This is a genomic window from Shewanella sp. MF08487 (genome assembly GCF_050848685.1).
Classification (GTDB): domain Bacteria; phylum Pseudomonadota; class Gammaproteobacteria; order Enterobacterales; family Shewanellaceae; genus Shewanella; species Shewanella glacialipiscicola.
Map to the genome: position 1 here is coordinate 182,968 of NZ_JBOZPB010000006.1, position 23,256 is coordinate 206,223.

The 23,256-nt window shown below is 43.1% G+C and carries 22 protein-coding genes; 11 read left to right on the forward strand and 11 right to left on the reverse strand.

Going from position 1 to position 23,256, the window contains the following annotated elements:
* Nucleotides 1-32 precede the first annotated feature (32 nt).
* The 4 genes from ACRN9H_RS06805 to ftsZ all read left to right on the forward strand — a co-directional run bounded on the left by ACRN9H_RS06805 (nucleotide 33) and on the right by ftsZ (nucleotide 4,146).
* Complete coding sequence (locus tag ACRN9H_RS06805; RefSeq protein ID WP_432313028.1) at nucleotides 33-413, forward strand: allophanate hydrolase-related protein; 381 nt, start codon at nucleotides 33-35, stop codon at nucleotides 411-413.
* 111 nt (nucleotides 414-524) lie between these two features.
* Nucleotides 525-1,766: a cytosine permease gene (locus tag ACRN9H_RS06810; RefSeq protein WP_432313029.1), complete on the forward strand. Its 1,242-nt coding sequence runs from the start codon at nucleotides 525-527 to the stop codon at nucleotides 1,764-1,766.
* A 126-nt stretch (nucleotides 1,767-1,892) separates the two neighbouring features.
* Nucleotides 1,893-2,888 (forward strand): helix-turn-helix transcriptional regulator, encoded by a 996-nt coding sequence (locus tag ACRN9H_RS06815; protein WP_432313030.1) that lies wholly within the window; start codon nucleotides 1,893-1,895, stop codon nucleotides 2,886-2,888.
* Nucleotides 2,889-2,970: 82 nt separating this feature from the next.
* On the forward strand, nucleotides 2,971-4,146 hold the full coding sequence (gene ftsZ / locus ACRN9H_RS06820; protein WP_432313031.1) for a cell division protein FtsZ: 1,176 nt from the start codon (nucleotides 2,971-2,973) through the stop codon (nucleotides 4,144-4,146).
* Between the two features lie 203 nt (nucleotides 4,147-4,349).
* Here ftsZ and ACRN9H_RS06825 read toward each other — a convergent pair whose 3' ends face one another.
* Nucleotides 4,350-4,700 (reverse strand): hypothetical protein, encoded by a 351-nt coding sequence (locus ACRN9H_RS06825; protein ID WP_432313032.1) that lies wholly within the window; start codon nucleotides 4,698-4,700, stop codon nucleotides 4,350-4,352.
* A 294-nt stretch (nucleotides 4,701-4,994) separates the two neighbouring features.
* On the opposite strand from ACRN9H_RS06825, the gene ACRN9H_RS06830 reads away from it, so the two are divergent.
* The gene (locus ACRN9H_RS06830; RefSeq protein WP_432313033.1) at nucleotides 4,995-7,115 is read left to right on the forward strand and encodes a putative bifunctional diguanylate cyclase/phosphodiesterase; all 2,121 of its coding nucleotides are present in this window, start codon (nucleotides 4,995-4,997) and stop codon (nucleotides 7,113-7,115) included.
* 293 nt (nucleotides 7,116-7,408) lie between these two features.
* Here the strand turns inward: ACRN9H_RS06830 and ACRN9H_RS06835 are convergent, their stop codons facing one another.
* The gene (locus ACRN9H_RS06835) at nucleotides 7,409-8,038 is read right to left on the reverse strand and encodes a tRNA-uridine aminocarboxypropyltransferase (protein ID WP_432313034.1); all 630 of its coding nucleotides are present in this window, start codon (nucleotides 8,036-8,038) and stop codon (nucleotides 7,409-7,411) included.
* A 140-nt stretch (nucleotides 8,039-8,178) separates the two neighbouring features.
* Nucleotides 8,179-9,387, reverse strand: a complete 1,209-nt coding sequence (locus tag ACRN9H_RS06840; RefSeq protein ID WP_432313035.1) for a multidrug effflux MFS transporter — start codon at nucleotides 9,385-9,387, stop codon at nucleotides 8,179-8,181.
* Between the two features lie 113 nt (nucleotides 9,388-9,500).
* Between ACRN9H_RS06840 and ACRN9H_RS06845 the strand changes: the two genes are divergently transcribed.
* Nucleotides 9,501-10,508, forward strand: a complete 1,008-nt coding sequence (locus ACRN9H_RS06845) for a LysR substrate-binding domain-containing protein (RefSeq protein WP_432313036.1) — start codon at nucleotides 9,501-9,503, stop codon at nucleotides 10,506-10,508.
* 127 nt (nucleotides 10,509-10,635) lie between these two features.
* Here the strand turns inward: ACRN9H_RS06845 and ACRN9H_RS06850 are convergent, their stop codons facing one another.
* Complete coding sequence (locus ACRN9H_RS06850) at nucleotides 10,636-12,507, reverse strand: methyl-accepting chemotaxis protein (RefSeq protein WP_432313037.1); 1,872 nt, start codon at nucleotides 12,505-12,507, stop codon at nucleotides 10,636-10,638.
* Between the two features lie 372 nt (nucleotides 12,508-12,879).
* Between ACRN9H_RS06850 and ACRN9H_RS06855 the strand changes: the two genes are divergently transcribed.
* On the forward strand, nucleotides 12,880-13,242 hold the full coding sequence (locus ACRN9H_RS06855; RefSeq protein ID WP_432313038.1) for a hypothetical protein: 363 nt from the start codon (nucleotides 12,880-12,882) through the stop codon (nucleotides 13,240-13,242).
* Nucleotides 13,243-13,262: 20 nt separating this feature from the next.
* Here the strand turns inward: ACRN9H_RS06855 and ACRN9H_RS06860 are convergent, their stop codons facing one another.
* Nucleotides 13,263-14,759 carry a DUF4145 domain-containing protein gene (locus ACRN9H_RS06860; protein WP_432313039.1) on the reverse strand — a complete coding sequence of 499 codons (1,497 nt, stop codon included), beginning with the start codon at nucleotides 14,757-14,759 and terminating at the stop codon, nucleotides 13,263-13,265.
* Nucleotides 14,760-14,792: 33 nt separating this feature from the next.
* Nucleotides 14,793-15,500: a hypothetical protein gene (locus ACRN9H_RS06865; protein WP_432313040.1), complete on the reverse strand. Its 708-nt coding sequence runs from the start codon at nucleotides 15,498-15,500 to the stop codon at nucleotides 14,793-14,795.
* 189 nt (nucleotides 15,501-15,689) lie between these two features.
* On the opposite strand from ACRN9H_RS06865, the gene ACRN9H_RS06870 reads away from it, so the two are divergent.
* Nucleotides 15,690-16,220, forward strand: coding sequence for a DUF2780 domain-containing protein (locus ACRN9H_RS06870; protein WP_432313041.1), 531 nt, complete (start codon nucleotides 15,690-15,692; stop codon nucleotides 16,218-16,220).
* A 98-nt stretch (nucleotides 16,221-16,318) separates the two neighbouring features.
* Entirely contained in the window at nucleotides 16,319-16,780 is a 462-nt protein-coding gene (locus ACRN9H_RS06875) for a TerB family tellurite resistance protein (protein WP_432313042.1), read from the forward strand.
* A gap of 16 nt (nucleotides 16,781-16,796) precedes the next feature.
* Here ACRN9H_RS06875 and yjeH read toward each other — a convergent pair whose 3' ends face one another.
* On the reverse strand, nucleotides 16,797-18,068 hold the full coding sequence (gene yjeH, locus ACRN9H_RS06880; protein ID WP_432313043.1) for an L-methionine/branched-chain amino acid transporter: 1,272 nt from the start codon (nucleotides 18,066-18,068) through the stop codon (nucleotides 16,797-16,799).
* Between the two features lie 251 nt (nucleotides 18,069-18,319).
* Here yjeH and ACRN9H_RS06885 point away from each other — a divergent pair, with 251 nt between their 5' ends.
* Nucleotides 18,320-18,751, forward strand: coding sequence for an Lrp/AsnC family transcriptional regulator (locus ACRN9H_RS06885; protein ID WP_263188026.1), 432 nt, complete (start codon nucleotides 18,320-18,322; stop codon nucleotides 18,749-18,751).
* A gap of 267 nt (nucleotides 18,752-19,018) precedes the next feature.
* Here ACRN9H_RS06885 and nrfD read toward each other — a convergent pair whose 3' ends face one another.
* The 4 genes from nrfD to ACRN9H_RS06905 all read right to left on the reverse strand — a co-directional run bounded on the left by nrfD (nucleotide 19,019) and on the right by ACRN9H_RS06905 (nucleotide 21,670).
* Entirely contained in the window at nucleotides 19,019-19,960 is a 942-nt protein-coding gene (nrfD, locus tag ACRN9H_RS06890) for a cytochrome c nitrite reductase subunit NrfD (RefSeq protein WP_220774469.1), read from the reverse strand.
* Nucleotides 19,957-20,643, reverse strand: a complete 687-nt coding sequence (locus tag ACRN9H_RS06895) for a 4Fe-4S dicluster domain-containing protein (RefSeq protein ID WP_220774468.1) — start codon at nucleotides 20,641-20,643, stop codon at nucleotides 19,957-19,959. Before ACRN9H_RS06895 ends, nrfD begins: the two co-directional genes overlap by 4 nt.
* Before the next feature lie 3 nt (nucleotides 20,644-20,646).
* Nucleotides 20,647-21,114, reverse strand: a complete 468-nt coding sequence (locus tag ACRN9H_RS06900) for a nitrite reductase (protein ID WP_220774467.1) — start codon at nucleotides 21,112-21,114, stop codon at nucleotides 20,647-20,649.
* A gap of 79 nt (nucleotides 21,115-21,193) precedes the next feature.
* A complete protein-coding gene (locus ACRN9H_RS06905; protein ID WP_432313044.1) occupies nucleotides 21,194-21,670 on the reverse strand; it encodes a DUF2726 domain-containing protein in 477 nt (158 codons plus the stop codon).
* A 406-nt stretch (nucleotides 21,671-22,076) separates the two neighbouring features.
* On the opposite strand from ACRN9H_RS06905, the gene ACRN9H_RS06910 reads away from it, so the two are divergent.
* Entirely contained in the window at nucleotides 22,077-23,045 is a 969-nt protein-coding gene (locus ACRN9H_RS06910) for a LysR family transcriptional regulator (RefSeq protein WP_432313045.1), read from the forward strand.
* The last annotated feature ends 211 nt before the right edge of the window (nucleotides 23,046-23,256 follow it).

Genomic DNA, 23,256 nt, shown 5'->3' on the forward strand with positions numbered 1-23,256 from the left:
GGCTGGACCGCTTTTATTACGGAGTAAACCTTATGTCTCTTACGACTCTTTTAGCTGTAAACGGTACCTTAATGCGCGGCCTTGAACTCAATCCAAACTTAACCAATGTTGGAGGTAAATTCATTCGCGAAGAGAAAACAGACAAACATTATCGTCTGTGGTCAATTAATGATGTTCACCCTGCAATGATCCGTACAACAGAAGAAAGTAACAGTGTGGATCTTGAAGTATGGGAGCTGCCCATGGAAGCCTTTGCAACCGTATTGAGCAATGAACCCGCGGGGCTGGCAATTGGTAAAATTAAGCTCGCTGATGGGACCGAAATGCTTGGTGTTTTAGGTGAACCATGGCTTGTTGAAGGACAACATGAAATCACAGGAACGGGCGGTTGGCGCAACTATATAAAGGCATAAATCTTTAACGCATAAATCGAGATGAATAAATAATACTAAAGACAAGTCATCACACACTTGTCTTTAGAATCTCTTCAATCACATTTAATTGTGAATTTAAGGCGTAATAATATGAGTAGCAGAAAGAATGCGGAACAAACGAATACGGCCTCCGGTGCTCAAATTACAATGATCCTTTTGGGCATTATTGTGACCCCTGTACTCTTAGCATCATCGAGCCTAGGTAGCCAGCTAACATTAGGGGCTGCCACTGCAGTTATTGCTGTTGGTAGTTTAATTTTAACCATTCTTGCAGTGATCAACATTGCTATTGGAGAAAAAGCTCGCTTACCTACCTATGGAATTGTTAAATATTCATTTGGTAGTAAAGGTGCCATCGCGATCAACATTATCATGGCTATCAGTCTGTTCGGCTGGATAGCGGTAACAGCCAATATGTTTGGCCACAGTGTACATGATCTGCTGGCAACACAATTCCAATTAGAGCTACCTGTCTCGATTATCGTAGCGTTAGGTTGCGTTATTTTTGTCGCTGCCACGGCATTTGGATTTGAAGCTCTGGGCAAGGTTTCAAAATTTGCCGTACCTATTATTATTTTGCTGATGTTTATCATCTTATATATGGCATTAACCACTTCAGTGACTGCAGTCAGTAAATTTAGCAATCTCAGTTTTGGTGCCGCAGTCTCATCTGTTGTCGGTACCATAATAGTATTAGTCGCAACATCCCCAGATTTTGGCAGCTTTGTTCACAATCGTAAACACGCAATATTAGCCGGAGTGCTGACCTTTGGTTTAGCCTATCCAGTGCTTTTTTTAGTCGGAGCGATACCTGGATCAATGACCTCACAAGGATCATTACTCGCCGCGATGGCGATTATCGGCAGCACACTGCCCGCAGCTATTCTGTTAGTATTTGCTTGTATTACAGGTAATGCGGGTAATATGTTCCAAGGTACGTTGGTGGTATCGACCTTATTTACTAAGTTTCCTAAATGGCAAATTACAGTTGTGTTAGGTATTTTGGCTGCAATAGTCGGTAGCATGGATATCATGGCGTTGTTTATCCCATTCTTGCTATTTCTCGGCATAGCAACACCGCCTATAGCGGGTATTTATATTGCAGACTTTTTTATAAATCGTCGTGATGGTTATGATGAGTTAAGTTTAAAAAACGACCCCGCAATTAAACCTTTAACCTTCGTTGCTTGGATCGTGGGATCACTCGTTGGCTTTTGTACTGTCAAAGGCTGGTTTACATTATCTGGCATCCCATCTTTAGACTCTCTTATTATTGCTTCTGTAGGTTATTTCTTATCGGTACAGATGAGTAAATTAAAAACTAAAAAATAATCTTCAAACGCTGATAAAGCGTTAACCCTCTTCCATAACTCAATTTCTAATAAAAAAGCTGCGACACATGTTGTCGCAGCTTTCGATTATCATACTGTAATTCCTGTCACAGTCTATTAGCCCTATATGCAACCTAATTTTCAGCGTCAAGTCACCTTACTTAGCTTAATTCCGCGCGCACCACGAAAAATATCCGTCAATGAATTAGTCGAACGGCTCGTAAACCGCACACATGATGCCAGTAAACGCTCAGTACAACGCGATCTTAAAGCTATGTATGAAATGGGCACCTTTGGGTTACGTCTTGATGACAGAAGTAAGCCCTATGGTTGGTCGATTGAATCTTGCTGGCGCGGCCTTAATCTAGACTTGATGGATCAACATATGGCATTGGCGCTCACCACGTTAAAACGCAGTGCAAGCCAGCTTATGCCACCGCAAAGCTTACAACAGTTACAGCCTTATTTTGAGCGGGCCGATAAAGTATTAGCCAGCGATCCTGAAAACCCATGGTTATATTGGGCTTGCCGGGTGGCACAATTACCTGAACCCTATCCTTTTATTTTGCCATCGCACGAGCCTAAATCTTTGGAGGTAATACAGCAGGCTATTTTAGACAGAAAACAAATTAGCTGTGATATCAAAAAATTAATTAGCGGTAATATGCATTGGTTGCACTACAGCCATATCAATCCTCAGGGAATCCTTAGTCGTGACAGTGTGGTGTTACTGGCATTTACTATCGGCAGCTTTGATACTCGGCTTCATCACAAACCCATAGGTTTATTGCGCAATGCACAATTACTCCCCTCTAAGGCAGTGGAAAGCGAAAACTTTGATATCAAAAATGCCGAGCATGGTACCCAGAATGAAAAAATTCAGCTTGAATTACTGCTGTCAGACCGTGCCACTTTTATTATGCGTGAGGCAAAATTCAGCGAAGACCAAGATATGCAACTGCAAGAAGATGGTCGCTTCCGTGTGACGGCTAAGGTATTTGATACACCAAAGCTAAGAGCCGCATTATGGGAAATGGCTGATACGGTCGAAGTATTGGCTCCCACAAGATTAAGGGAACACTTTGTAAACATGACGCAAAAAATGCGCGCTAAGTACCTATAATTTAGTATGAGTATTCTATGCGACAACCCCAGTCGCAGCCCAAGGTTAGTCTTAATATATAGCAGCTAACCTTGAGAATCGTATGTTTGAACTAATCTCCGATGAAAGCACTACCTCCATGCCTAAATTAATCGTATTTGGTGTAGGAGGTTGCGGCTGTAATACCATTAATCAGCTTAGCCAAATCAATCTTCCCGCAAGCGTAGAGCTGGTTTCTGTCAACACAGATGCCCAGTCTATGGCGGCAACTAACAGCCATTTCAGCATACAAATTGGCCCAAAAACCACGAAGGGATTAGGTGCAGGCGCTAAGCCGGATGTTGGTTGCGCTGCGGCATTAGAGTCACAAGAGTCATTAATTAACCAAATGCAAGATGCCGATATTATCTTTCTTACTGCAGGTTTAGGTGGAGGTACGGGTACGGGTGCATTGCCACAGGTGGCAAGATTTGCTCGCGAGCTGATAAAACCTGTGATTGCCGTGGTGACTTTACCCTTTGGTTTTGAAGGCAAGCATCGAGCACTTAATGCCGAAGCGGGTTTGAATGAATTACTCCAGTGTGCCAATGCGGTTATTGTGCTACCCAACGATAAGCTTGCCGAAGTCCTTGGGGCAAAAGTGACCTTGCTGAACGCCTTCAATGAGAGCAATAAAATATTACAGGATGTACTACTCGGTCTTGCCAATACAATTAGCCAAGCAGGACTTATCAATATTGATTTAAATGACTTTATTTCAGTAATTAGTCGCAAAGGCCGCGCAACTATGGGTGTAAGCCATCTAAAAAAAGACGAAGATTTGGTTACCGCGGTTAAGCGCGCGATGCAGAACCCACTGCTCGATAATATCGATTTAAGTCAGGCACAGGCAGCGATTGTCAGTGTGGTGGCCAAAGATACCATAGAGCTCAGTCAATACAATCAAATTGGCGCTACTGTGCATCAACAACTACCTCACGATGCCTTGGTGATTATCGGACTCACGGTCGACGCTAATCTTGAATCTGAACTCGAGGTGATGGTGATCGCCACAGGTATTGCCACAAAGTTGTTAGAGGAGGATTTATCCGCGTCGTTACAAAGTGAAGATAACTACATCAATGTGCATGACTTTCTAAAGCATCCATCGGCGCTCAATCAAGGATTAAAACCAGAGCTAAAATCAGAATTAACACAAAAGCCATCGCAATATCATCACGATGTGAATGATTTGCAGATACCGACTTATCTACGCTATCAAAAACAACAACCGCACTAATCCGGCGGACAACTTTTATTTAGAAAATATTTATCAATGAGTTAGGGCAGGAAACCATAATGACACCGGCCCCTTAGAGGTTGCAGCGGCGTAAAGATGTCTATTTATTATCATTCGAAGAGACAAATACTGCTGGCTCCTGCACCTGCTTAGTGCATAGCCAACACGAAAAATATTCGCGCTGCTAAGTTTCATGCCTACGATTAAGGCTTAGGAATTTTATGCTCTTGTGCAGCGGCCTCTTTTGCTTCTCGCAAATATTTTTGTTCGTGGGTCTCCCGCTCATTGAACTGTTGTTGCGCTTTACGTTGTTGCTGCGTAGCCCAATCATTAGCTTGGGATTTTTGTTTAATTATATCTGCACGTTCGGCAGCATCTTTTGATGCTTGGCGCGCTTTTTCTAATTGAGTTTGCTCCAATTGCTGAGAATCGACCCGAGCCTTATCCGCCTTTTGCTCTAGCGTTAATACAGGCTTAGCCATATCTGCGGCATTGGCCGCGGATATGGCTAAGAGTAAAGCTGCCAACATCAATACATTCAATAAATACGCCATAACAAGTCTCCTTTACTGACAAATAGCGCCACTTAACAATAAATTTTAATCCGAGTAGTCAGTGACAAACATAGCATGAAACCAGCCTAGGCTTGAATATCGAACAGATTTATTAAAATCATTTCTAAATACCCGCTTTACCCTAAAATTTTTTAATTTTCTATTTGGGCGAAATTGTAATTAAGCTTATTTTTAATTCGAAGGGAATGAGGTACTATTTAATAAATTTCGTTATAAACGAAATACCTATGGAAGGGGATGTGACCTTTAAGTGTCACTAGGGAGTATCCTGATATGATCAGATGGCAACATTTATTGAATAAGCTCAGTACCGATGATCCGGTATTACAAGAAAAGCTGCAATTCTGGCAAACCAAGCCCCATAAAACCCCCTTAGCATTAATTCAAGGCTTTAGTTTTATTAGCGCGAACCAAGCCACGTTGAATTATTTTGAGACTAAATACGACGCGTTTATCAATACTACCCCCTATGATTTTTCACCCAGAATTCAGTCCTCAGGCCGCAATAGTGTCGAACACTCAAGAGAGATGATACTAGAAACTGTTGCAGGTAAAAATATAGAGTTCAACTGGTTGCATCTCAGCCAACAAGGCACTGAACTTCCTTCTCGCATCAACTTATATCGCTGTTATCTACAGCAGCAAACCGTTGTTCTGGTGGAGCTACAAACATTAAACCGTCGTCATCGGGTTCGCAAAACCGTGTCAGATGGCTTTACGCATATACCTAAAGAAATCATATCGACTACCTTAGAAGAAAGTGCCGAAGCCGTTTATATCACTGATGCTGATAACCGTATTTTAGCGGTGAACAAGGCGATGTGCCGCATTTGCGGTTATAGCACCGAGCAACTGATCGATAATACGCCTGAGTTTTTAGATACCCGCAATCAGGTCTACAGTGATGAAACGGATTGCCAACTGGCCTTAAAGCAAAGAGGATTTTGGCAAGGAGAAATCTGGAAACGCCGCTCCGATGGTAATCATTTTCCCGCTTGGCAGAGCAGTCGAAAAATTGTCACTCATAACGGTGAATACTATCATGTGAATATTTTCAGTGACATAAGTACGAAAAAGCTGCTTGAAACTCAGCTAACAACCCGTGCTATGTACGATACTTTGACTGGATTGCCTAATCGGTTTCATATTAAACAAATCCTTCATGGTGCCCTCGAAAAACTCAAAACCGATCCGCTTACCCTTGGCGCGTTGATGTTTTTAGATCTCAATGGTTTCAAAAATATCAATGACAGCTTTGGCCATGCCATGGGCGATAAAGTATTACAGCTGGTTGCCGCAAGGCTCGAAGTCGGTTGTATTGAAAAAGCAGATATCGCGCGCATGGGCGGAGATGAGTTTACTTTAGTGTTGCAAGATTGCAGCTGCAAAGAAGAAATCCAACTATTTGCGGAACAAATTCTCAGCTTGTTCGATAGCCCTTTTGAAATTGAAGGACAAAAATTTTTCCTCGGTATCAGTATCGGTATCGCACTGTACCCGACCCATAGTGACCAAGCCTCTCAGCTGATTAGCCACGCCGATACCGCCATGTATTGCGCTAAAAAAAGCCAACCACATTTAGTCTTTTACGATAAAGCTATGAGCCAAGCTGCCGAGCAAAAATTAGAGCTAATTAATAGCTTAAGACATGCGCATAGCTTAAAACAGTTCACTCTCGCCTATCAAAGCATAGTGGATTTACAGACCAATCAAACCATCGCCGCCGAAGCACTACTGCGATGGCAAAAATCGCCGACGGAATATTATGAAGCCGCCAATTTTATTGCCTTACTAGAAGAAACGGGGTTGATCGTCAATATTGGTCAATGGGTGATAGAACAAGCTTGTTTACAAGCTGCACTCTGGCGTCAACACCACCAACCGACTTTTAGAGTGTCTGTTAATGTGTCACCACTGCAATTAGAACATTTAGATTTTGTTGAACAGGTCATTAATGCGTTAAACACAGCAAATTTACCCGCCGAAGCCCTGATTTTAGAAATCACCGAATCAGCATTATTGCGCCAGCCAGAACAAGCTAGAACCACATTAACTCGTCTTAAAGCGCTTGGGGTCAGTATCGCCATTGATGATTTTGGTACCGGTTTGTCCTCGCTCAGCCGCCTAGGGACTTTACCTATAGATAGTGTAAAAATTGATACCGAGTTTGCCTTACATTTAAACGAGGCATCGGGACAAAAGCTCTACAATGCTATAGTGCAACTTGTGCAAGCTCTCGGGATTAATTTCATCGCAGAAGGGATAGAAACGCAACAACAGAAGGACATAATGACGAGGATGGGACCAGGCTTTGGCCAAGGATATTTATTTAGTTACCCTAGCTCGGTTGAGTACTTCACCCAGGCCTTTCTTACCCAAAAATGCTTGGCTTAAAACGGTGTCGCTATCGATTGATAACCACTATTGGTATTAACTCGATAGCCCTGTCAGCACACCATTTAACAATAAAATAGTGGCATCACTCCCCTGCAAAGCAATTAGCTGGCAGGGCTATCTATCATCATTTGCAGTACAAATGAATCGGAGCCATTAAACCCTATTCCACATTAAGTTAGCGTGATCTGAATAAGATTTTAACAATTTTAATGCGTACGCAGTCTCAAAAATACTTATTTAAAAAACACGCCACCACATAGGAACGCTATCGAAATTATCCCAATAGCAAACTAAGTTGAAGATGGTTCACCATTCGCGATGTTTGGCTCCGCATAACGAGCCTGTACCGAGCTCGGCATTGCCTTAATCCGCAGTGTGACCATTGCATCGAATGCCTTCGTTAATGGTTGAATGTCGAGCGCGGGTTCGAGGGCATTTAACATATAAGCGCACGCCTCTAAGGTTGATAAGCTGTCACTACGGCTCGATTTACGGATGCGATAGCGTGACTCATACCCTTGCGCCAAATGCACCGCAGGATACTGAGTTAACCAAACATTAAGCTGCAACATTTTAAACGCCTTACGCCAAGTTCCATCAAGCAATAACAACACGCAATCGGGAGTAATACTTTGATCTTCAACGCTGACACTGGATGTCGAAGGGTAGACGAGATAAATCGGCTTATTACACGTCGCTAAATATTGCTGCAAATCCACAAAATCAGTCTCACATTCCCCCACATAAACTTGGGTTGTAGGCACAATAAGACTCAATACCCGTACGCTATTTTTTTTATGTTCCACTTCACTCGGATGTTGTAACACCACCAACTGAGTGATTGGATAAATGGGCTGAACACTGGCGCAAAGACACGCATTCTGCGGATAACGGCAAGTAACACAATAATGACGGGACAAGTGGCAGCCTCAGATACATCAATCTAATGGTGAGTATACCAAAGGATAAAGAGCGAAAAGATACAATAAAAAATACCCACAGTTTGCGGTCAAACAAGCTGTGGGTAAAGGGTGTACTTGGTTATCAAAAATAGTACAAATTAATGTTCTGTCGTGAGTTGCTCTTGGTGCCAATGATCGAATCGGCTCAATGCCATCATTACTAACAACCCGATAGAAGATACGCCCATCACTAATGCGACAGCATAAGGCGCGGTAAGATCGGTTTGTTGTACCAGCCCAGCTAAAATAGATGCGCCGCTCATTTGAATAAAACCTAACATAGCCGCAGCCGTTCCCGCTCGCTCGCCAAAGGCCGATAACGCCATACTGGTTGCAGGGCCCAGTAAAAAGGCAAACCCTACACATAACAACATCATCGGCAGCATAAAGACAAAAGCGGCCGCCATACCCGTGCTCGGGCCAAACAGCTGAGCCACCACGACTGCAACCGAAGAAATAATAAGTAAAGCAAGCGCCAATACCACAGTCGGACGATTACCTAGCTTACGTATCACTATTGGCGCCGCAAAACAGGCAACGATATTAAACACCGCATTGAGCCCAAATAGGCCACTAAAGGCGAGCTCCGACACCCCTAAATGACCAATTAACCATACTGGTGCATAAGACACATAACTTAAAATGGCCGCCATCGCTGACATACAAGCCAAGGCATAAAATAAAAAGTGAGTATTACCTAGTACAGGTTTATATCGGCTCCAACGATAAAGTGGGCCTGTGGTGACGGTATTAGCAGGACGCGTCTCAGGTAAGCGATAACCCACAACAATCATCATTAACATGGCGTATAGCGTCATAAAAACAAAGGTTGAGCGCCAACCAAATTGCATCGCGAGCAAGCCACCTAGCGTCGGTGCTAATGCTGGGATGACACAAATCGCACCATTTAAGTAACTGTAAATCTTGGCACCTTCTTTTTGAGAGTAACAATCGCGTACTGCGCTAAATACTACGATTGACGTCGAACAGGCGGCTAACCCTTGTAATAAACGGGCAATCTGTAACCAATGAAACTCAATGGCAGCAGCGGCGAGAAGGCTACTCGCACCATAGAGTAATACGCCAAATATCGCCACAGGACGACGGCCATAACGATCTGCCAATGGCCCAATTAAGACTTGCCCTAAGCCCATAGCAAATAAAAATAAAACCAGTGTGGATTGTACGTCACTGGCAGATACAGCAAATTCTGTCGCCATCGTTGGCATTGAAGGTAAGTAGATATCGATTGCTAATGGGCTAAGAAGCACCATAGACATCAGGATAGGTAACAGATTGCGCCGCATAAATAATCTCAGTTAAACCATGAACAATATTTTAGTGGGCGCTATTTTAATTAACTCGAGGTATGAATAGAAATGGTATAATTTCCAAAGTAAATTTCCTCTGAGGAATATCTTTGAATATCGACAACTTAGCCAGAATTGATCTTAACCTACTGGTCATACTCAAGGTTCTACTAGAAGAGCAAAGCGTAACCCGCGCCGCAAGCCGCTTACACATAAGTCAGTCCGCAATCAGTAAGAGCTTAAATCGCCTTAGAGAAACCTTAGATGACCCGCTATTTCAGCGTACCGCCCATGGCTTAAAACCTACGGCACATGCTCTTATGCTCGGACAAAAACTGCCGAATATATTACAAGATCTATATCAATTAACGCAGCCGCCGACGTTTAATCCAACCATTAGTAATAGACAATTTGCCTTTGCTATGGTCGAAAGCGCATATGAAACGTTAATTCCATATTTTATTGGCCCTATGCTCACCACCGCACCTAACGTCAGACTCGACTCCTATGTGTGGACTGAAAAATCGATGCAGGATTTACAACAAGGGCAAATTGATTTTGGTATTGCAGGACGAGATCTGCATCCATTGTCCGATTTTCAAGTCGATCGCCTACCCGAAGGCATTGCCTATCAAACACTCTTTACCGACCAACAAGTCTGCTTAGTTCGTGAGGATCATCCATTGATGGCAGCACTCACCTCTGAGCAATGGAATTTAGCACTCTACCTCGAGATGGCCCATGTGCAGGTTCGCTGTGAAGGCAACGATTGGTGGGCGCTAGATTACTTTCTTGCTGATATTGGCAATAGACGACAGATCAGTACGACAGTACCGGACTTTTATGGTGCTGCTAGTGTATGTGCCCACAGCAATTTGATCTTCACGTTGCCCTCGAGCTTTGCTCGCCATGCTTGCCAACTTTATCCACTCAAACTGTTACCATTGCCCTTCGAGTTTATGCCCATGGCCTATATATTGTTATGGCACCAAAGAAATAATGAAGATCAAGGGCATAAATGGATTAGAGAAACCATTTGTCAGAGCGTAGCGGCCTTATTTAACCCGCTTGATAACTCGCTTGGCAACTCCTCGCTTGATAGTCTAGTGGGAGAATAACGGCACACGGTGAGAATCATTAAAAGAGAATATCGCCGTGAGTATCAATACAAAAAGGCCCGATAATATGGCTATTATCGGGCCTTTTATACGGCATAACATTAGCCATAACGAAACAACGGTAACACTATAAAATAAAGGTCGCTACCTGAGCTTTCAAATCATTTGCACGAGCTTTCAACGCTCTAGCCTGTGCTAAGTCTAACATCGCTGATGCGCTGATTTCATCAGTTACATCTTTAATCGCAACCGTATTTTGAGTAATTTCACCCGTCACTTGGGTTTGCTCTTCCGCAGCGGTGGCGATTTGGCTGGCCATATCTGAAATAACGTTAACCGCTTGGGTAATCTCTTCTAGCGCTTTCGCCGCCGCATTAGCATCGCCAACACTGTTTCCAGCTAATTTCTGACTACTTTCCATCAAGCTCACAGCTCTAGCCGTAGTACGTTGCAAGGTTTCAATCGTTGTATGCACTTCTTGAGTCGAGTCTTGAGTACGGCGCGATAATACCCGCACTTCATCTGCCACAACCGCAAAACCACGACCTTGTTCTCCAGCACGCGCCGCTTCAATCGCTGCGTTAAGTGCCAATAAGTTGGTCTGTTCTGCAATCCCTTGAATAGTCGCTAAAATACTCGAAATTGACTGCGCATGGCGGCTCAAATCTTCAATCACATCCGTAGCTTGAGTCACTTCATCGGCGAGAGAATTGATAGAGTTACGGGTTTTATTCACTAACTCTTTACCCTGTAAGCTACTCATAGCCGATTGCTGTGCTGCCGTTGCTGTATTCTCAGCATTAGCCGCAATTTCATTGGTGGCACTCGCCATTTCAGTCACGGCTGTCGCGACCATAGCGACCTCTTGCTGCTGACGTTGTAATTCATTTACTGAGTTTTGCGTCGTCACTAAACTACGCTCAGCATCAGCATCTAATTCGCTGGCCAGTTGACGGATATGGCTAATTAACTGATGCTGACTACCCACAAAACGGTTAAAGCTATCGGCAAGCATACCCACTTCATCGTGAGTATCGACAGAGATACGTTGCGTTAAATCACCATTACCATCGGCAATGCGGGCAAGAGCTTTTGATACGTGACCTAAAGGCCCTAAAAGCACATTCACTAACCATGATATCGCTGACACACTCACGAGTAACACTAGTGCAGCAAGTCCAAGCTGGGTAAGTAATAGACTAGACAATGGCGCCTCTAAGGTTGCCTTATCAAGCACTAACACCAATTCCCAGTCGGTATCGGGAATATCAACGCTCCACACCAGCTTATCGCTAGCTTCATTTTCAAAATACATCGGCAGCAGTGCACCTGCTTTACGATTTTGCTCAGGTAAATCAGGATTAAGTTCGTTATCAATTTCACTTATCGGCTTCATCGTCTTAGCTTGATCTTTATAAGCGATCACAGTGCCATCTTTGTGCATCATGATGGCATAACCGTTTGCAGGTAATTTCAATCGGTTGACACCATCGACAAGGCTTGCGATAGAGAGGTCACCACCGACAACGCCTTGTGCGGTTGGTTGTGCCATCGTTACCACTAAAATATTGAATGCAACATCCACATAAGGTTTGGTTAAAATAGGCGCGCGGGCACTGACTGCTTGTTGATACCAAGGACGGCTGCGTGGGTCATAACCGCTACGATCAATACTGGGATCTGAATCATTCATTTGCCCAGTTTGAGAGCCAAAATAAGTTAACTGAAAACGGCCAGATGCTTGAGCCTGTTGCAGAGTATTAAGCGTATCGCCTTCAACTTTACTCGCCAGTGCTCCCATAATATCTTGTTTGCCCGCGAGCCATTCTTGAATACGCTCAGCTTGTTGATCACCAAGACGTTGCACTTGTTCTAAGCTATTTTGTAACATTTGAGCTTTTTGGCTGGAATAACTTTGCCATGACAACAAACCAATCACGAGTGAAAGGGCTACCACAACGGAGAACAGAATTTTTTGCTTGAGCGAATATGAGTTCATGTTGGCGTCTAATTTATTAACAAAGCATTGAAAAATAGGGTGTCTGAACGGGTTGAGCTAATATTTATAGTTAATATTACAAGGCGACTTTTTGCATTAAAACTAAAGCTTAATTTATACTAAATTGTCTCATATTTTGTACAGTTAAGAAAGACGGTGCTCACATTTGCAGCAGAAAGATTTTTATAAAACCCATGCACAACCAACAAAGCCACAACTGATAACTCAAATTGTTTTTCAGTCACAAATAAACCAAATATTTAACGATAAATTGGTTCTCAAGGTAAAATAAAGTAAATTAAGCAATATTAACGTGACCTAAACATACTCGCTATTGCACACTAAATGTCCACTGCTTATCGAGGAGTTCGCATGATTTATCTACAGTTCCAACGAAGCCCAATGCAGACACGAATTTCTGGCCCTCGGGCTTGGTTAGCGATGGCGATTAGTCTGAGTTTAATTTGTTTATCGTTATTTTTATTACCCTTCGTTCTCCTATTTGGGGCTATTACCCTCGGCTGTTTAGTGTTATTTAGCCGTGTTTATATGGCGCGTCAGGTAGCAAAATTTAACCAAGCACAGGCAAACGCTCATCAGCATGACCACACTACTGAGGAGCCACACAGTCACGTTTACAACTCAGTGAATATTGTCAGAGAGTCTAATGCGAGAGAAACCCATCGAATGCGCCAACAAGGGCGGACTTTTGAGCATAAAGAGGATGAACACTAGCTTAAACGAGTAAAATGGGCTTAAGACAGTAAAGCCTGTGCGCGTGTGAGGCTGTGAATTTCTGCGGAGTCTTGCGTTACTTTCAACACATTTTCAATCTGTAATGCAAGTGACTGCCAAAGGGGCTCGATAATATCGGCCTCTTTTTTATTGGCATTTTGCCTTGCTAATTTAAGCAAAGCCGCAGCCCCCACCACATCGATTCGCCCTAGTATGCCGTCGGCTAATGCCATACTCAGCTCGATCATGGCCGCAACACTGTAGCTGTACTTAATCACTTGGCGCAGGTAATCCTCAGCCTGAGTCAAATCGTTTCCAAAGGCATTATCATCATTGAGCATATGTTGCGCGCGCGTAAGCATGGCATCGAGTTGCCCTTGCTCTGCAGCTTCAGCCATCCAATGCTCGCTGGCTATTACATCCCGTGTGCAGCCATCACCATTAGCCAACATTAAGGCCAAATGGTATTGAGCGTGGGGATAACCTGCTTGCGCGGCTTTACTGATAAAATAATGGGCTTGAGTGAGATTTTTTTGCTGGTAATACAGCACACCTAAGTTAGCCATGGCTTCGGTTTGCTCGCCATCTGCCGCACGCTGTAAGTAATGCTGAGCTAAATGGCTATCGGGTTGAAACGACTCACCGCCGACAAGATAAAAATATCCCAACAACGCCATCGCATTGACGACTCCAGCCTCAGCTGCGGTGGCAATCGCTTTTTCACCTTCAGCCACCTCTGGTGTACCTTGATATCCGTGGATCAATGCCACGCCGTATTCATGCAAGGCTTCCATATTTCCGGGAGCCGCAAGGGAAAACCAATAGGCAGCCCGGGAAAAACAGTCTGTCGCACTTAAATGAGATGCGCTATTGGCTTGGGAGATAGCAGATACATTTGGGGTTAATACTGGGTCGGCGGCTATCACAAGCGTTTGATCTTTAAGTAACGCTTGTTCTTCGAGCGATTCTTGTTCTTTAAGCATTAGCGCCTTGGTCTTAAAGGATATTCCCAGTAGATATTGCGCTTGTGCGTCGTCTTCCATCACAGCGCGGTAGCATAAATCCTTGGCTGTCATAGCGTCAGATGCTTCATAACAGTAGTGAAGTGCTGCCTGGCCTTTCATCTTAAGATACAAGTGCTCAACTAAGGCTAAGACATCTTTAATGGATTTTTGCGCGAGCGCGAGCAATTGCTCTTGGGTAAGGTGATATTTCTCGGGGTGAGCGCCGCGATTACCATCGGCACGTAATCGATGTAAGGCGCGAGTGGTTTTAACATCGATGATACGTTGCTGGTTAAGTTGTTCAATCCTATCGTATAAATTCGGACTCGTGAACGCGATTTGCTTATCTTGCCCGAGTAACTCAGTAAGCTTATGAGTAAAGCTACGAATGTGCAGCAGCGACTGGGTCGGCACATCCTGCACATAGCTTTTTGCCTTGAGATAATCATCACTCAAAGAGGCCGAAAAATCTTGGATAAATTCACTATCCTTAATGACCGCTTTCATCCCCATGAGTGATTCCCTACAAACTATATTGAGTGTGCACTATTCAACGCTAGGTTTTCTAGACACCATATATAAGCGGAATAACGCGACGTTAACGAATAAGCCGATGAAAGACATAATGGTATCCACCAACATTTGCACAGGAAAACCACCCATAGCGGCGAATCCAGATAGCTGACTGCCGATGACTGAAAGTGGTAGATATAACATTAATAATGCAATGGTTTTTAGCACAATAGGACCACTAAAACTAAAGCTCCCCTTGATGGCCTCTAATGGGGTTAAGCGCTCGACTACAACCATAAAGTTGACGTAAGCCAATCGAGAAAATAGATAAAAACTAATCACCAAGCCTATCAACCATAAAGAGCCAAAGGCCGCAAACAGCATTACAGGAGCTAAAATCGCTAAGCCAGAAAACACGCCAGCCAATAATAGTGGCGGAACAAAAGGTAAGCTGGCCTTAAGTACCATGCCCGCAGAAGGATTGTGCCCCTGAGAACGTAGTTCTAAAAACAGCGTGACTGCGGCAATGAGTACAGAGAAAGTGAGCAACAACAGCATCATGGCAATCATGTGCGGGGCACCAAACTGTGGATTTTCTAAATCGACTTTACCCATCTCTATGCCTAGCCATAACTGGATCCCCACTTGGATCAACAGTAATGGCATAGTCAACATAGCAAGTTGCGCTAGATGATTACGGAAGAAGTTATAGGCTTCTGACAAAATTGCGGATAGTGACATGCGACTTTCCAAATAATTGAGATGAATTAACACTGATAATTGCCGCTAAGGATACCGAAAATCCCTTGGTAATGCACAATAGAAATCATCAGTGTTAACTGTAAATCACGAAAACTACTGCAACAAAATAAGCAAACCCGCTAAACTGTCCGACGAACTAGCGCGTAAACCATTAAAGGACGCTTCCATATGAAACATATTATTACCTTGTCTATCTTCCTTAGCACTTGTATTTTGGCGGCGCCCACCAGTGCAGGATGGCTAGATAACTTGACTGGTGCTCAAGCCAAAACGGAGAAAACGCTCGCGACGGCAACAGCAACTCAGTCAAATGATTTGGTTGGTAACGTTATGTCACAGTTAGGTTTAAATCAAACTCAGGCTGAAGGTGGTTTAGGCAGTTTACTCGGTTTAGCGCAATCTAGCCTTGGCACGACTGACTATTCAACACTGGCAGCCAGCATCCCTAATGCTGATAGTCTGTTAGCGGCAGCACCTACACTAGACTCAGCCTCAGGCGTTTCTGGCTTATTGTCAAAAGCGGGTAATTTAGGATCATCACTACAAAGTAGTGCAATGGTATTTGATGCCTTTGAAAAACTAGGCATTTCTAAAGACTTAGCCATGCCAATGATCAACATTGCTAAGTCTTACTTAGACGCGAATGGCGCAGAAGGTACCTCAGATTTACTTACAAAAGGCCTGAGTTCACTACTTTAACTCAGTATACCCTCACCCTAGGCGCTCGATACTTAGGGTGAACTTTCATCTCACAATCGACTCTACTCTATATTCCTCCTGCATGAGAACCGCCACATATGATTGCAAAATTAAGACGATTTCTTGAAGCGCATACCCAAGCCGTCTCGCCAGAAGACAAGGCGCATCAACTTAAGCTAGCCGCAGCCAGTATGTTACTCGAAGTAGTATTTGCTGATGAGACACTGTCATCGCAAGAAGCAGAGTTATTACCGAAATTACTGACCGAAACCCTATCAATGTCGCAAGCAGATGCTCAAGCATTAATCGATGAAGCCAAAAGTGTTCAAGGCAACGCCACTTCACTCTTTGAGTTCACCTCCGCCATTAATGCTGAATTTAGCCTCGAGCAGAAGCAACAACTATTGCTCGCGATGTGGCAACTAGCCTACGCCGACGGGCAGCTATCTCAGTACGAAGACCAAATCATTCGCCGCACCGCTGATTTGCTCTACCTCAAACACAGCGAATTAATCCAAATGCGCAATATGGCGATAGAAACAACGAGCCATACTCACTAAATTTTAATCCTGCTGGTCACAGTAATGACTCTGGTATAGCTAAACTTTGTTTACGGATAATGTGGCTCTTTTGCCACCACAGGAATGGCGCCACCACTAATATTAATACCAATACATAGGACATGCTTGCACCAAGCGCAAAAGCCAGTACAACGCAAAAGACACACCCTAGAGCCACTAACGGCCAATTATGCCGTGGTAATAACTTAGCCGCTGCTAACATCGCCATCAGATAGATCACCACAAACACACTGTTGCTCCATGCGATAAGGTGCTCAAGCTCTTGCCCAGAAATATAGGTGAGCACAATGACACTTGCCATTACCGATAACAACGCCGCCAAAGCCCGAATAGGAACACCGTGGGCATTCTTTACCGCAAAAAAGCGTGGCAAAATACCCTCACAGCTAAAACTCCATACTAAACGAGCTGCACTGGCGGCATATACGTTAACTGTAGCTAACCCGCTCGCAATACCTAAAATGCCAATAACTTGCGCACCATAACCGCCTAGCAATTGATCGAACACACCAATCATAGCGACGCTTTTATCTGTAGGGACTAACAAGAGTAATAGTGTACAAGCCACATAAATAACCCCCACTAATACCGTCCCCATCATCATCGCGGGGATCATATCTTGTTGCGGACGGCGAAAATCATCGGCGAGATGGGTCATAGCTTCGATACCCAAAAAACTCCAAAAAGCAATGCCAGCAGCAATCATTACGGTCGGCATTTCGGGCATACCGTGGCTAGCAAGTATGGTTAGCTGGTCTGGTTGAAAACTATTTGCGCCAAACAGCACCACAACCACGGCCACTATGCACAGTGTCAGGCCAAATTGCAGCTTAGCCGACACTTGAATGCCCCTTAAATTAATCAAGAACAAGCCAAAAATAACCAGCACCTCAACAGCAACCTTCGACCAGCCCGATATAGGCACCAAGGCATTTACAAACTGAAAGGTCATTAAAATAGCGGCGGGCGCCCCCATGGGTACGACCAGTAAAAAGATCAGCCCTATGGTTCGACCAGCAGTGCGACCAAACGCTTTTTCGACAAAGTAGGCGGGCCCAGCAGCATGGGGAAATACACTCGCTAAACGCCCAAAGACAAGTGCCACTGGAATAATGGCCAAAGTAAGCAATATCCACGCGACTAGCGCGCCAGATTGCGCCTTATCTATTGTCATCTGAGGCAAAATAAATACCCCAGTACCAAGCAAAGTGGTCGCCATCAACCCTGCACCTTGCCAACGACCTATCGTTCCGCTATTTGAATTCATCTGCTAATATTCTGTGGTTTTCAAGCCGCCAGTATAGTGAAATTTAGCCCCACAATCTGCCGTTAATTTCAGTGTTACTCACATCCAGAACAGACAAAATCACGGAGATTTAGTATATAAGCATCAAAATGACGGTTAACTTAAATTTTGCCGAAAATCAAAATCTAAATAATTAGTAAATTCTTTTGCCATTCAAACTAATAACAAAATAGTCTATAGATTTAATATAAGCATTTTCATTGGAGTTACCCTTGGATAAATTTGATACTGCCATCATTAATAGCCTGCGTCAGGATGCACGTCAGAGTGTGTCGAATATTGCCGAACAGGTAAATCTGTCACGCAGTGCGGTGGCCGAGCGTATAAAAAAACTAGAACTCACTGGGGTTATTCGTGGCTATCAAGTGCTATTGAGTGAGTCGCAAAAAGAAGGTGTATCGGCTTATTTCGAGATCCAACATCAATGTCCACGCTGTGCTGACGTGGTACACGTTTTTCAAGCGATTCCCGAAGTGATTACCTGCCGTGGTATTTCTGGCGATATGGATTTACTGGTGTATGTCAACGCACCTTCAATGCGCCGCTTACACGAGATCCGTGAATATATTGAAACCCATACCGATATTATCAAAATCAAAACCCATGTGGTTATGAGTGAGTGGATCAATAATCTCGGCCAATAATTTGTGTTACTCCAAAACAAGAAACGCCACCCTAAAAATAAAGGTGGCAACGCCCATTTGGAGGCAGGGCAAAATAGTAAAGTCTACAATATGGCATCCTGCCCAGCGACCTCCCTGTTACACAACAAATCGCGACTAGACTTATCCTTGAGAGCTAGCATCACAAGGGTTTAATCTACACTGTTTTCCTTAAACATTGTTTTCGCGATCTGTCGATGTCCTTCCACTCTTATCATTGTGCTTCCTGAGCTATATAACGATTCTGCTTTAGGCTATTGTCATTTGCCCCGTGTAAAGGATGAAATTACGCAGCAATATGACCCCTAGCAAACTTAAGCAGGCCGTTCCTGCGACATAAGCCCATTTACGTTTCGATGTCGAAGTCATAAATAGATTCATCGCTAAAGGACCAGATAAACCGAACCCAACAATACCTACCCAGAACACCCATCCCCAGAAGCCATAACCTAAGGCATTAAAGGTCGCGACCTTACTTTGCCCGCCGGTAAGTACTAACCCCATAAAGAAGGTAAACAACAACACTATTTCAACTAAGATCAACGGGATCTCAACTTTATGGATAAAGTGCACCTCTTTGTCATCAGGCTTGCCATTCATCAACACGCCCCCGAGTAAAGCCGCAGCAGCACCAGAGGAAAGCCCAGAGACTAAAAACAACAAAGGTAATACTGGGTTTTTAAGCATAGGGTAGCCGGGCAATGCTGAGAGTAAGAAGCCTGTATAAGCTCCTAAAGCCAAAGATAGGATCACCAGTAATCCCGTAATGGCAGCCTCAAACCTAGCCAGTAATGCTGTGAGTTTCAACACGATAGGAAAGCGTGTTTCACACCAATCATCGACTGGTTTACGGAAGGTTAAACCAATCCACATAAACATGAATACTTGATAAATCAGCAGAATAAGTACACCCATCGACATGACCGATTTAGGGTTGTAAAACACTAAAATCTTCCAAAAATCGAGGGGTTTCGTTAAGTCTACGACCAAAATGCCCAATCCAGCCATTACCGCCACTGGCGCGACAATACAAGCGGCGCGCACAAAACCAGATTTATAAGCGTTTTGCTTTAAAACAAAGTGTTTTAACAATACAGCGAAGAACATCGCCCCTGCCGAAACACCTGCGAGAAACAAGTAAATGGCGATGGGCCAATGCCATACTAAGGTATCAAAATGTAAGGCACTCATAGCACTACCTCCCCAGATTTCGCCAGAATACGGAACAACTTAGGTCGCGTTCCGAGAGCAACTTTGGCGCGTTGAGTTGGATTAGCTCGCAACACTTGCACTATCTCAGAAGTCGAATCTTTTAAATTACCAAACACCAATGCTTTGGTTGGGCAGGCAGCAACACAAGCAGGTTGTTTACCTTGAGCTAGGTTAGTTTCGCGGCAGAAATCACACTTATCCGCTGCGTGGGTGACAGGATTGATAAAGCGAACTTGATAAGGACAAGCAGCAATACAATATTGGCAACCGACACATTTCCATGCATCAACTGAAACGATGCCGGTTTCTTTATCAATAAACGCGGCGCCAGTTGGGCACACATTGACACAAGGTGCATCTTCGCAATGCTGACAAGACTTGCGGCTAAAATGATAAAACTGGTTAGGATATTCACCAAAGGGGCCTGTTTGCAGAATTTCAATTCTAGACACTCCTTCGGGAACCTCATTTACCTCACGACATGCCACTTCACATGCACGGCATCCAATACACTTAGATTCATCGTGAACCATCGCATACTTAATCTCGGCTTCGGCTTTAGCGCTTTCTGCCGCATTCACTGTAGTAAGAAGTGTTGCGCCTGTTGCGCCTGCTAATAAAGCACAGGTGCCCTTTAGAAATCTTCTTTTTGAATTTTCCATGACTTACTCCTGCTTGCCGGCGTGGCAACTACTGCATAACTCACTGCGAACCTTTGGCGTCATTTCAGCCATGGGATCGGTTGCGCTATGTAATTTATGGCAGGCAGCACAAGGCACTTTTTTAGCATGTACGTTATGTGTCCAATCTGCTGCACTAAGTTTTTTCGGTGTATGACATTTGCGACAAACGGCGAGCTGTTTATCAAGCTCAGATCCTTCTTGCAGACTAAACACGACTAAGTCGTTTGGCTTCTTGGGATGATCTCCTTTCTCGCCATGGCAGCTTGAACAGGACATTTTCATCGTATCTTGACCATGATGGCCTAACATTGAACCGTTTCGCTTGTGACACTTCATGCAGGCAGCATCACTATTAATTTGAAGGGGTGATTCGGCGCTCGCTGCACTAAAGCTTAAAAGTAATGCAATTGCACCCAAGCGAATCGACCACAGCCATTTTATTTTGGACATTAAGGAGTCCTCACATTTATTTGGGGAAGGGCGAAGATGAGTGTCAGGGTTCAGAATGACCTGAACCCGACGGTCGTAATCAGACAGCGAGCGCTTGCTTAAGGCTTTGTGCATCCCACGATTTCTGTTGATTCATTTCAATAAAGTTAATATTGAACTTACTAAATAATTTTTTCATTAGTGAGTTATTTGCTTTACTAGAATCACTGATCACCATTTTGACTTCGGACGAGTCTTGATCAATTAATACATAATCGAGACGATAATCATGATTTAAACTAGCATCATGCTGATCCATCTCAAATACAGTATCTAATGGCACATTACAAAAAACATCGTACTTGCCTTCTACTACGGTTTTTAATGATTTAAAAAAACTAAAGCTTTTCTTATCAAACAGCATGGGTTTTAGTTTTATTTCGTGATGTTCTGCATCATCTGGACCTGATTTAAAAAACTTAATACAGGTCATGACGAACATGACAAAAACGAATGGCACTGCGACAAACAGCACAAAGTACATAAACGCATAACTGAGAATAACTGAAGTATTCATAACGCCTCCAATAACCTATTTATTTTTTGTTATCACCTTTTTTAAAACAACTTTAGTATTAACGTGAAGCAAACTTATTTACTTGACAAGGATCACGCTTGAAAACAACAACCTAATAATAAACAACAAATTAAGAATCAACCCTCATTGTCACTTAGTGCAAATCTTGATAATGAAATACATAAAATCTACACTTGCAATATCTGCAATATCGCAAAGTGAATTTCATATATTTAAAAACATCTTTTATATTTTTTAATATATAAAAAATACAAATATAAAAAAGCACTTATGAATTGCGGCGATATAGTTTTAAAGTTGAGATATATTTCACATTAATATTATTCAGCAGAGCCATAATCAATCAATATTTAAAGCATTTACTCCATATTAAGGGATATAAAAAATGCATATTAGTAATCTTGATGGGCTCGATATTCTAAGTTTGAAAATACTCGTTTCATTATATGAAAATAAGTCTGCAACTTATGTGTCTAAAGCTCTCGATATTCCTGCGCCTAAGATTAGTCGTAGCCTTAAAAATATGCGTGAAATCTTTGGTGATGAACTTTTTATTCGTCGCAAATATGGACTTTTCCCTAATGAGTTTGTTTCTCATTTATATCCAATAGCAAAAGAAGCCATTGAGTGTGCAGATAAGTTTCACAAAGCCAGAGCGGCCAATAGTAATTTAGTCAAATCCCATGTGGAAATAGCTGCGCCAGGTTTAATTGCCTATGCTTTCCCAAAACCACTTATGCAGGCCATTAAAGAAGAACAAAAGCTCATGCATATTAATATCACTCCGTGGTCAATGCATACCACTCAAGATATTATTAACGGCGATACTATGTTAGGAATTTGCTGTAATAAAAGCGCAGCAGACGTGGCCGCATTCGGTGATAAACTTTTGACAACGGCACTGCAACACATGGATAAAGTTTATCTTGTTGCTAGCCGAAACCATCCTATTTTCAAACGGGATATCACCTTAGAAACTATTGCTGAATATCCCTATGTGAATACTGATTTGGGTAACGCCAAGACTAAACTCAGCCCTTATCAAGATTTTTGTATCAAAAATAGCATCCATCTTAATACTGAAATTAACATTACCAGTATTTCAAGTTTGTTTGAATACCTCGGTGAAAGTCAGGCGCTATCATTATTGCCCTATCGTGTAGTCTACGAAATGGCGAGTGATATATCCGAATTACATACATGTCAGTTATCGCAACTTGAGGCCGAACGTTTATATGCAGAAACGGAAGTACCGACAATATTCTTAGTGCAAAAAAATCAACCGAATAACACTAATGACGATTTAGTATGGCTAAATGGGCAGATTAAAAAAATTGTTGATCATATTGTTTAGCCCAAAAAAGTAAAAGCACACGATATAGAGGTGATAGACATATACTGCCTTAGCTTAAGCTCCACCTCATCCCCTAGATAACCCCAGGGCGGGATTAAGCTTTGTTAAATCTCTTAACCAAAGAAAATCTCGCGCCTAAAATCGTCATTCCATGCTGCCTTTCTTATCTTGGTTGGTTTACTGGCTTTTAGCGGATGCTGCTCTAAAAGGT

What these genes read in the sequence shown, in the direction of transcription:
- ACRN9H_RS06810 (WP_432313029.1), top strand. Translation starts at nt 525, where the DNA reads ATGAGTAGCAGAAAGAATGCGGAACAAACGAATACGGCCTCCGGTGCT.
- ACRN9H_RS06850 (WP_432313037.1), bottom strand. Translation starts at nt 12,507, where the DNA reads ATGAACTCATATTCGCTCAAGCAAAAAATTCTGTTCTCCGTTGTGGTA.
- ACRN9H_RS06895 (WP_220774468.1), bottom strand. Translation starts at nt 20,643, where the DNA reads ATGGAAAATTCAAAAAGAAGATTTCTAAAGGGCACCTGTGCTTTATTA.
- yjeH (WP_432313043.1), bottom strand. Translation starts at nt 18,068, where the DNA reads ATGAATTCAAATAGCGGAACGATAGGTCGTTGGCAAGGTGCAGGGTTG.
- ACRN9H_RS06805 (WP_432313028.1), top strand. Translation starts at nt 33, where the DNA reads ATGTCTCTTACGACTCTTTTAGCTGTAAACGGTACCTTAATGCGCGGC.
- ACRN9H_RS06830 (WP_432313033.1), top strand. Translation starts at nt 4,995, where the DNA reads ATGATCAGATGGCAACATTTATTGAATAAGCTCAGTACCGATGATCCG.
- ACRN9H_RS06840 (WP_432313035.1), bottom strand. Translation starts at nt 9,387, where the DNA reads ATGCGGCGCAATCTGTTACCTATCCTGATGTCTATGGTGCTTCTTAGC.
- ACRN9H_RS06910 (WP_432313045.1), top strand. Translation starts at nt 22,077, where the DNA reads ATGCATATTAGTAATCTTGATGGGCTCGATATTCTAAGTTTGAAAATA.
- ftsZ (WP_432313031.1), top strand. Translation starts at nt 2,971, where the DNA reads ATGTTTGAACTAATCTCCGATGAAAGCACTACCTCCATGCCTAAATTA.
- ACRN9H_RS06825 (WP_432313032.1), bottom strand. Translation starts at nt 4,700, where the DNA reads ATGGCGTATTTATTGAATGTATTGATGTTGGCAGCTTTACTCTTAGCC.
- ACRN9H_RS06900 (WP_220774467.1), bottom strand. Translation starts at nt 21,114, where the DNA reads ATGTCCAAAATAAAATGGCTGTGGTCGATTCGCTTGGGTGCAATTGCA.
- ACRN9H_RS06855 (WP_432313038.1), top strand. Translation starts at nt 12,880, where the DNA reads ATGATTTATCTACAGTTCCAACGAAGCCCAATGCAGACACGAATTTCT.
- ACRN9H_RS06875 (WP_432313042.1), top strand. Translation starts at nt 16,319, where the DNA reads ATGATTGCAAAATTAAGACGATTTCTTGAAGCGCATACCCAAGCCGTC.
- ACRN9H_RS06905 (WP_432313044.1), bottom strand. Translation starts at nt 21,670, where the DNA reads ATGAATACTTCAGTTATTCTCAGTTATGCGTTTATGTACTTTGTGCTG.
- ACRN9H_RS06870 (WP_432313041.1), top strand. Translation starts at nt 15,690, where the DNA reads ATGAAACATATTATTACCTTGTCTATCTTCCTTAGCACTTGTATTTTG.
- nrfD (WP_220774469.1), bottom strand. Translation starts at nt 19,960, where the DNA reads ATGAGTGCCTTACATTTTGATACCTTAGTATGGCATTGGCCCATCGCC.
- ACRN9H_RS06815 (WP_432313030.1), top strand. Translation starts at nt 1,893, where the DNA reads ATGCAACCTAATTTTCAGCGTCAAGTCACCTTACTTAGCTTAATTCCG.
- ACRN9H_RS06860 (WP_432313039.1), bottom strand. Translation starts at nt 14,759, where the DNA reads ATGGGGATGAAAGCGGTCATTAAGGATAGTGAATTTATCCAAGATTTT.
- ACRN9H_RS06865 (WP_432313040.1), bottom strand. Translation starts at nt 15,500, where the DNA reads ATGTCACTATCCGCAATTTTGTCAGAAGCCTATAACTTCTTCCGTAAT.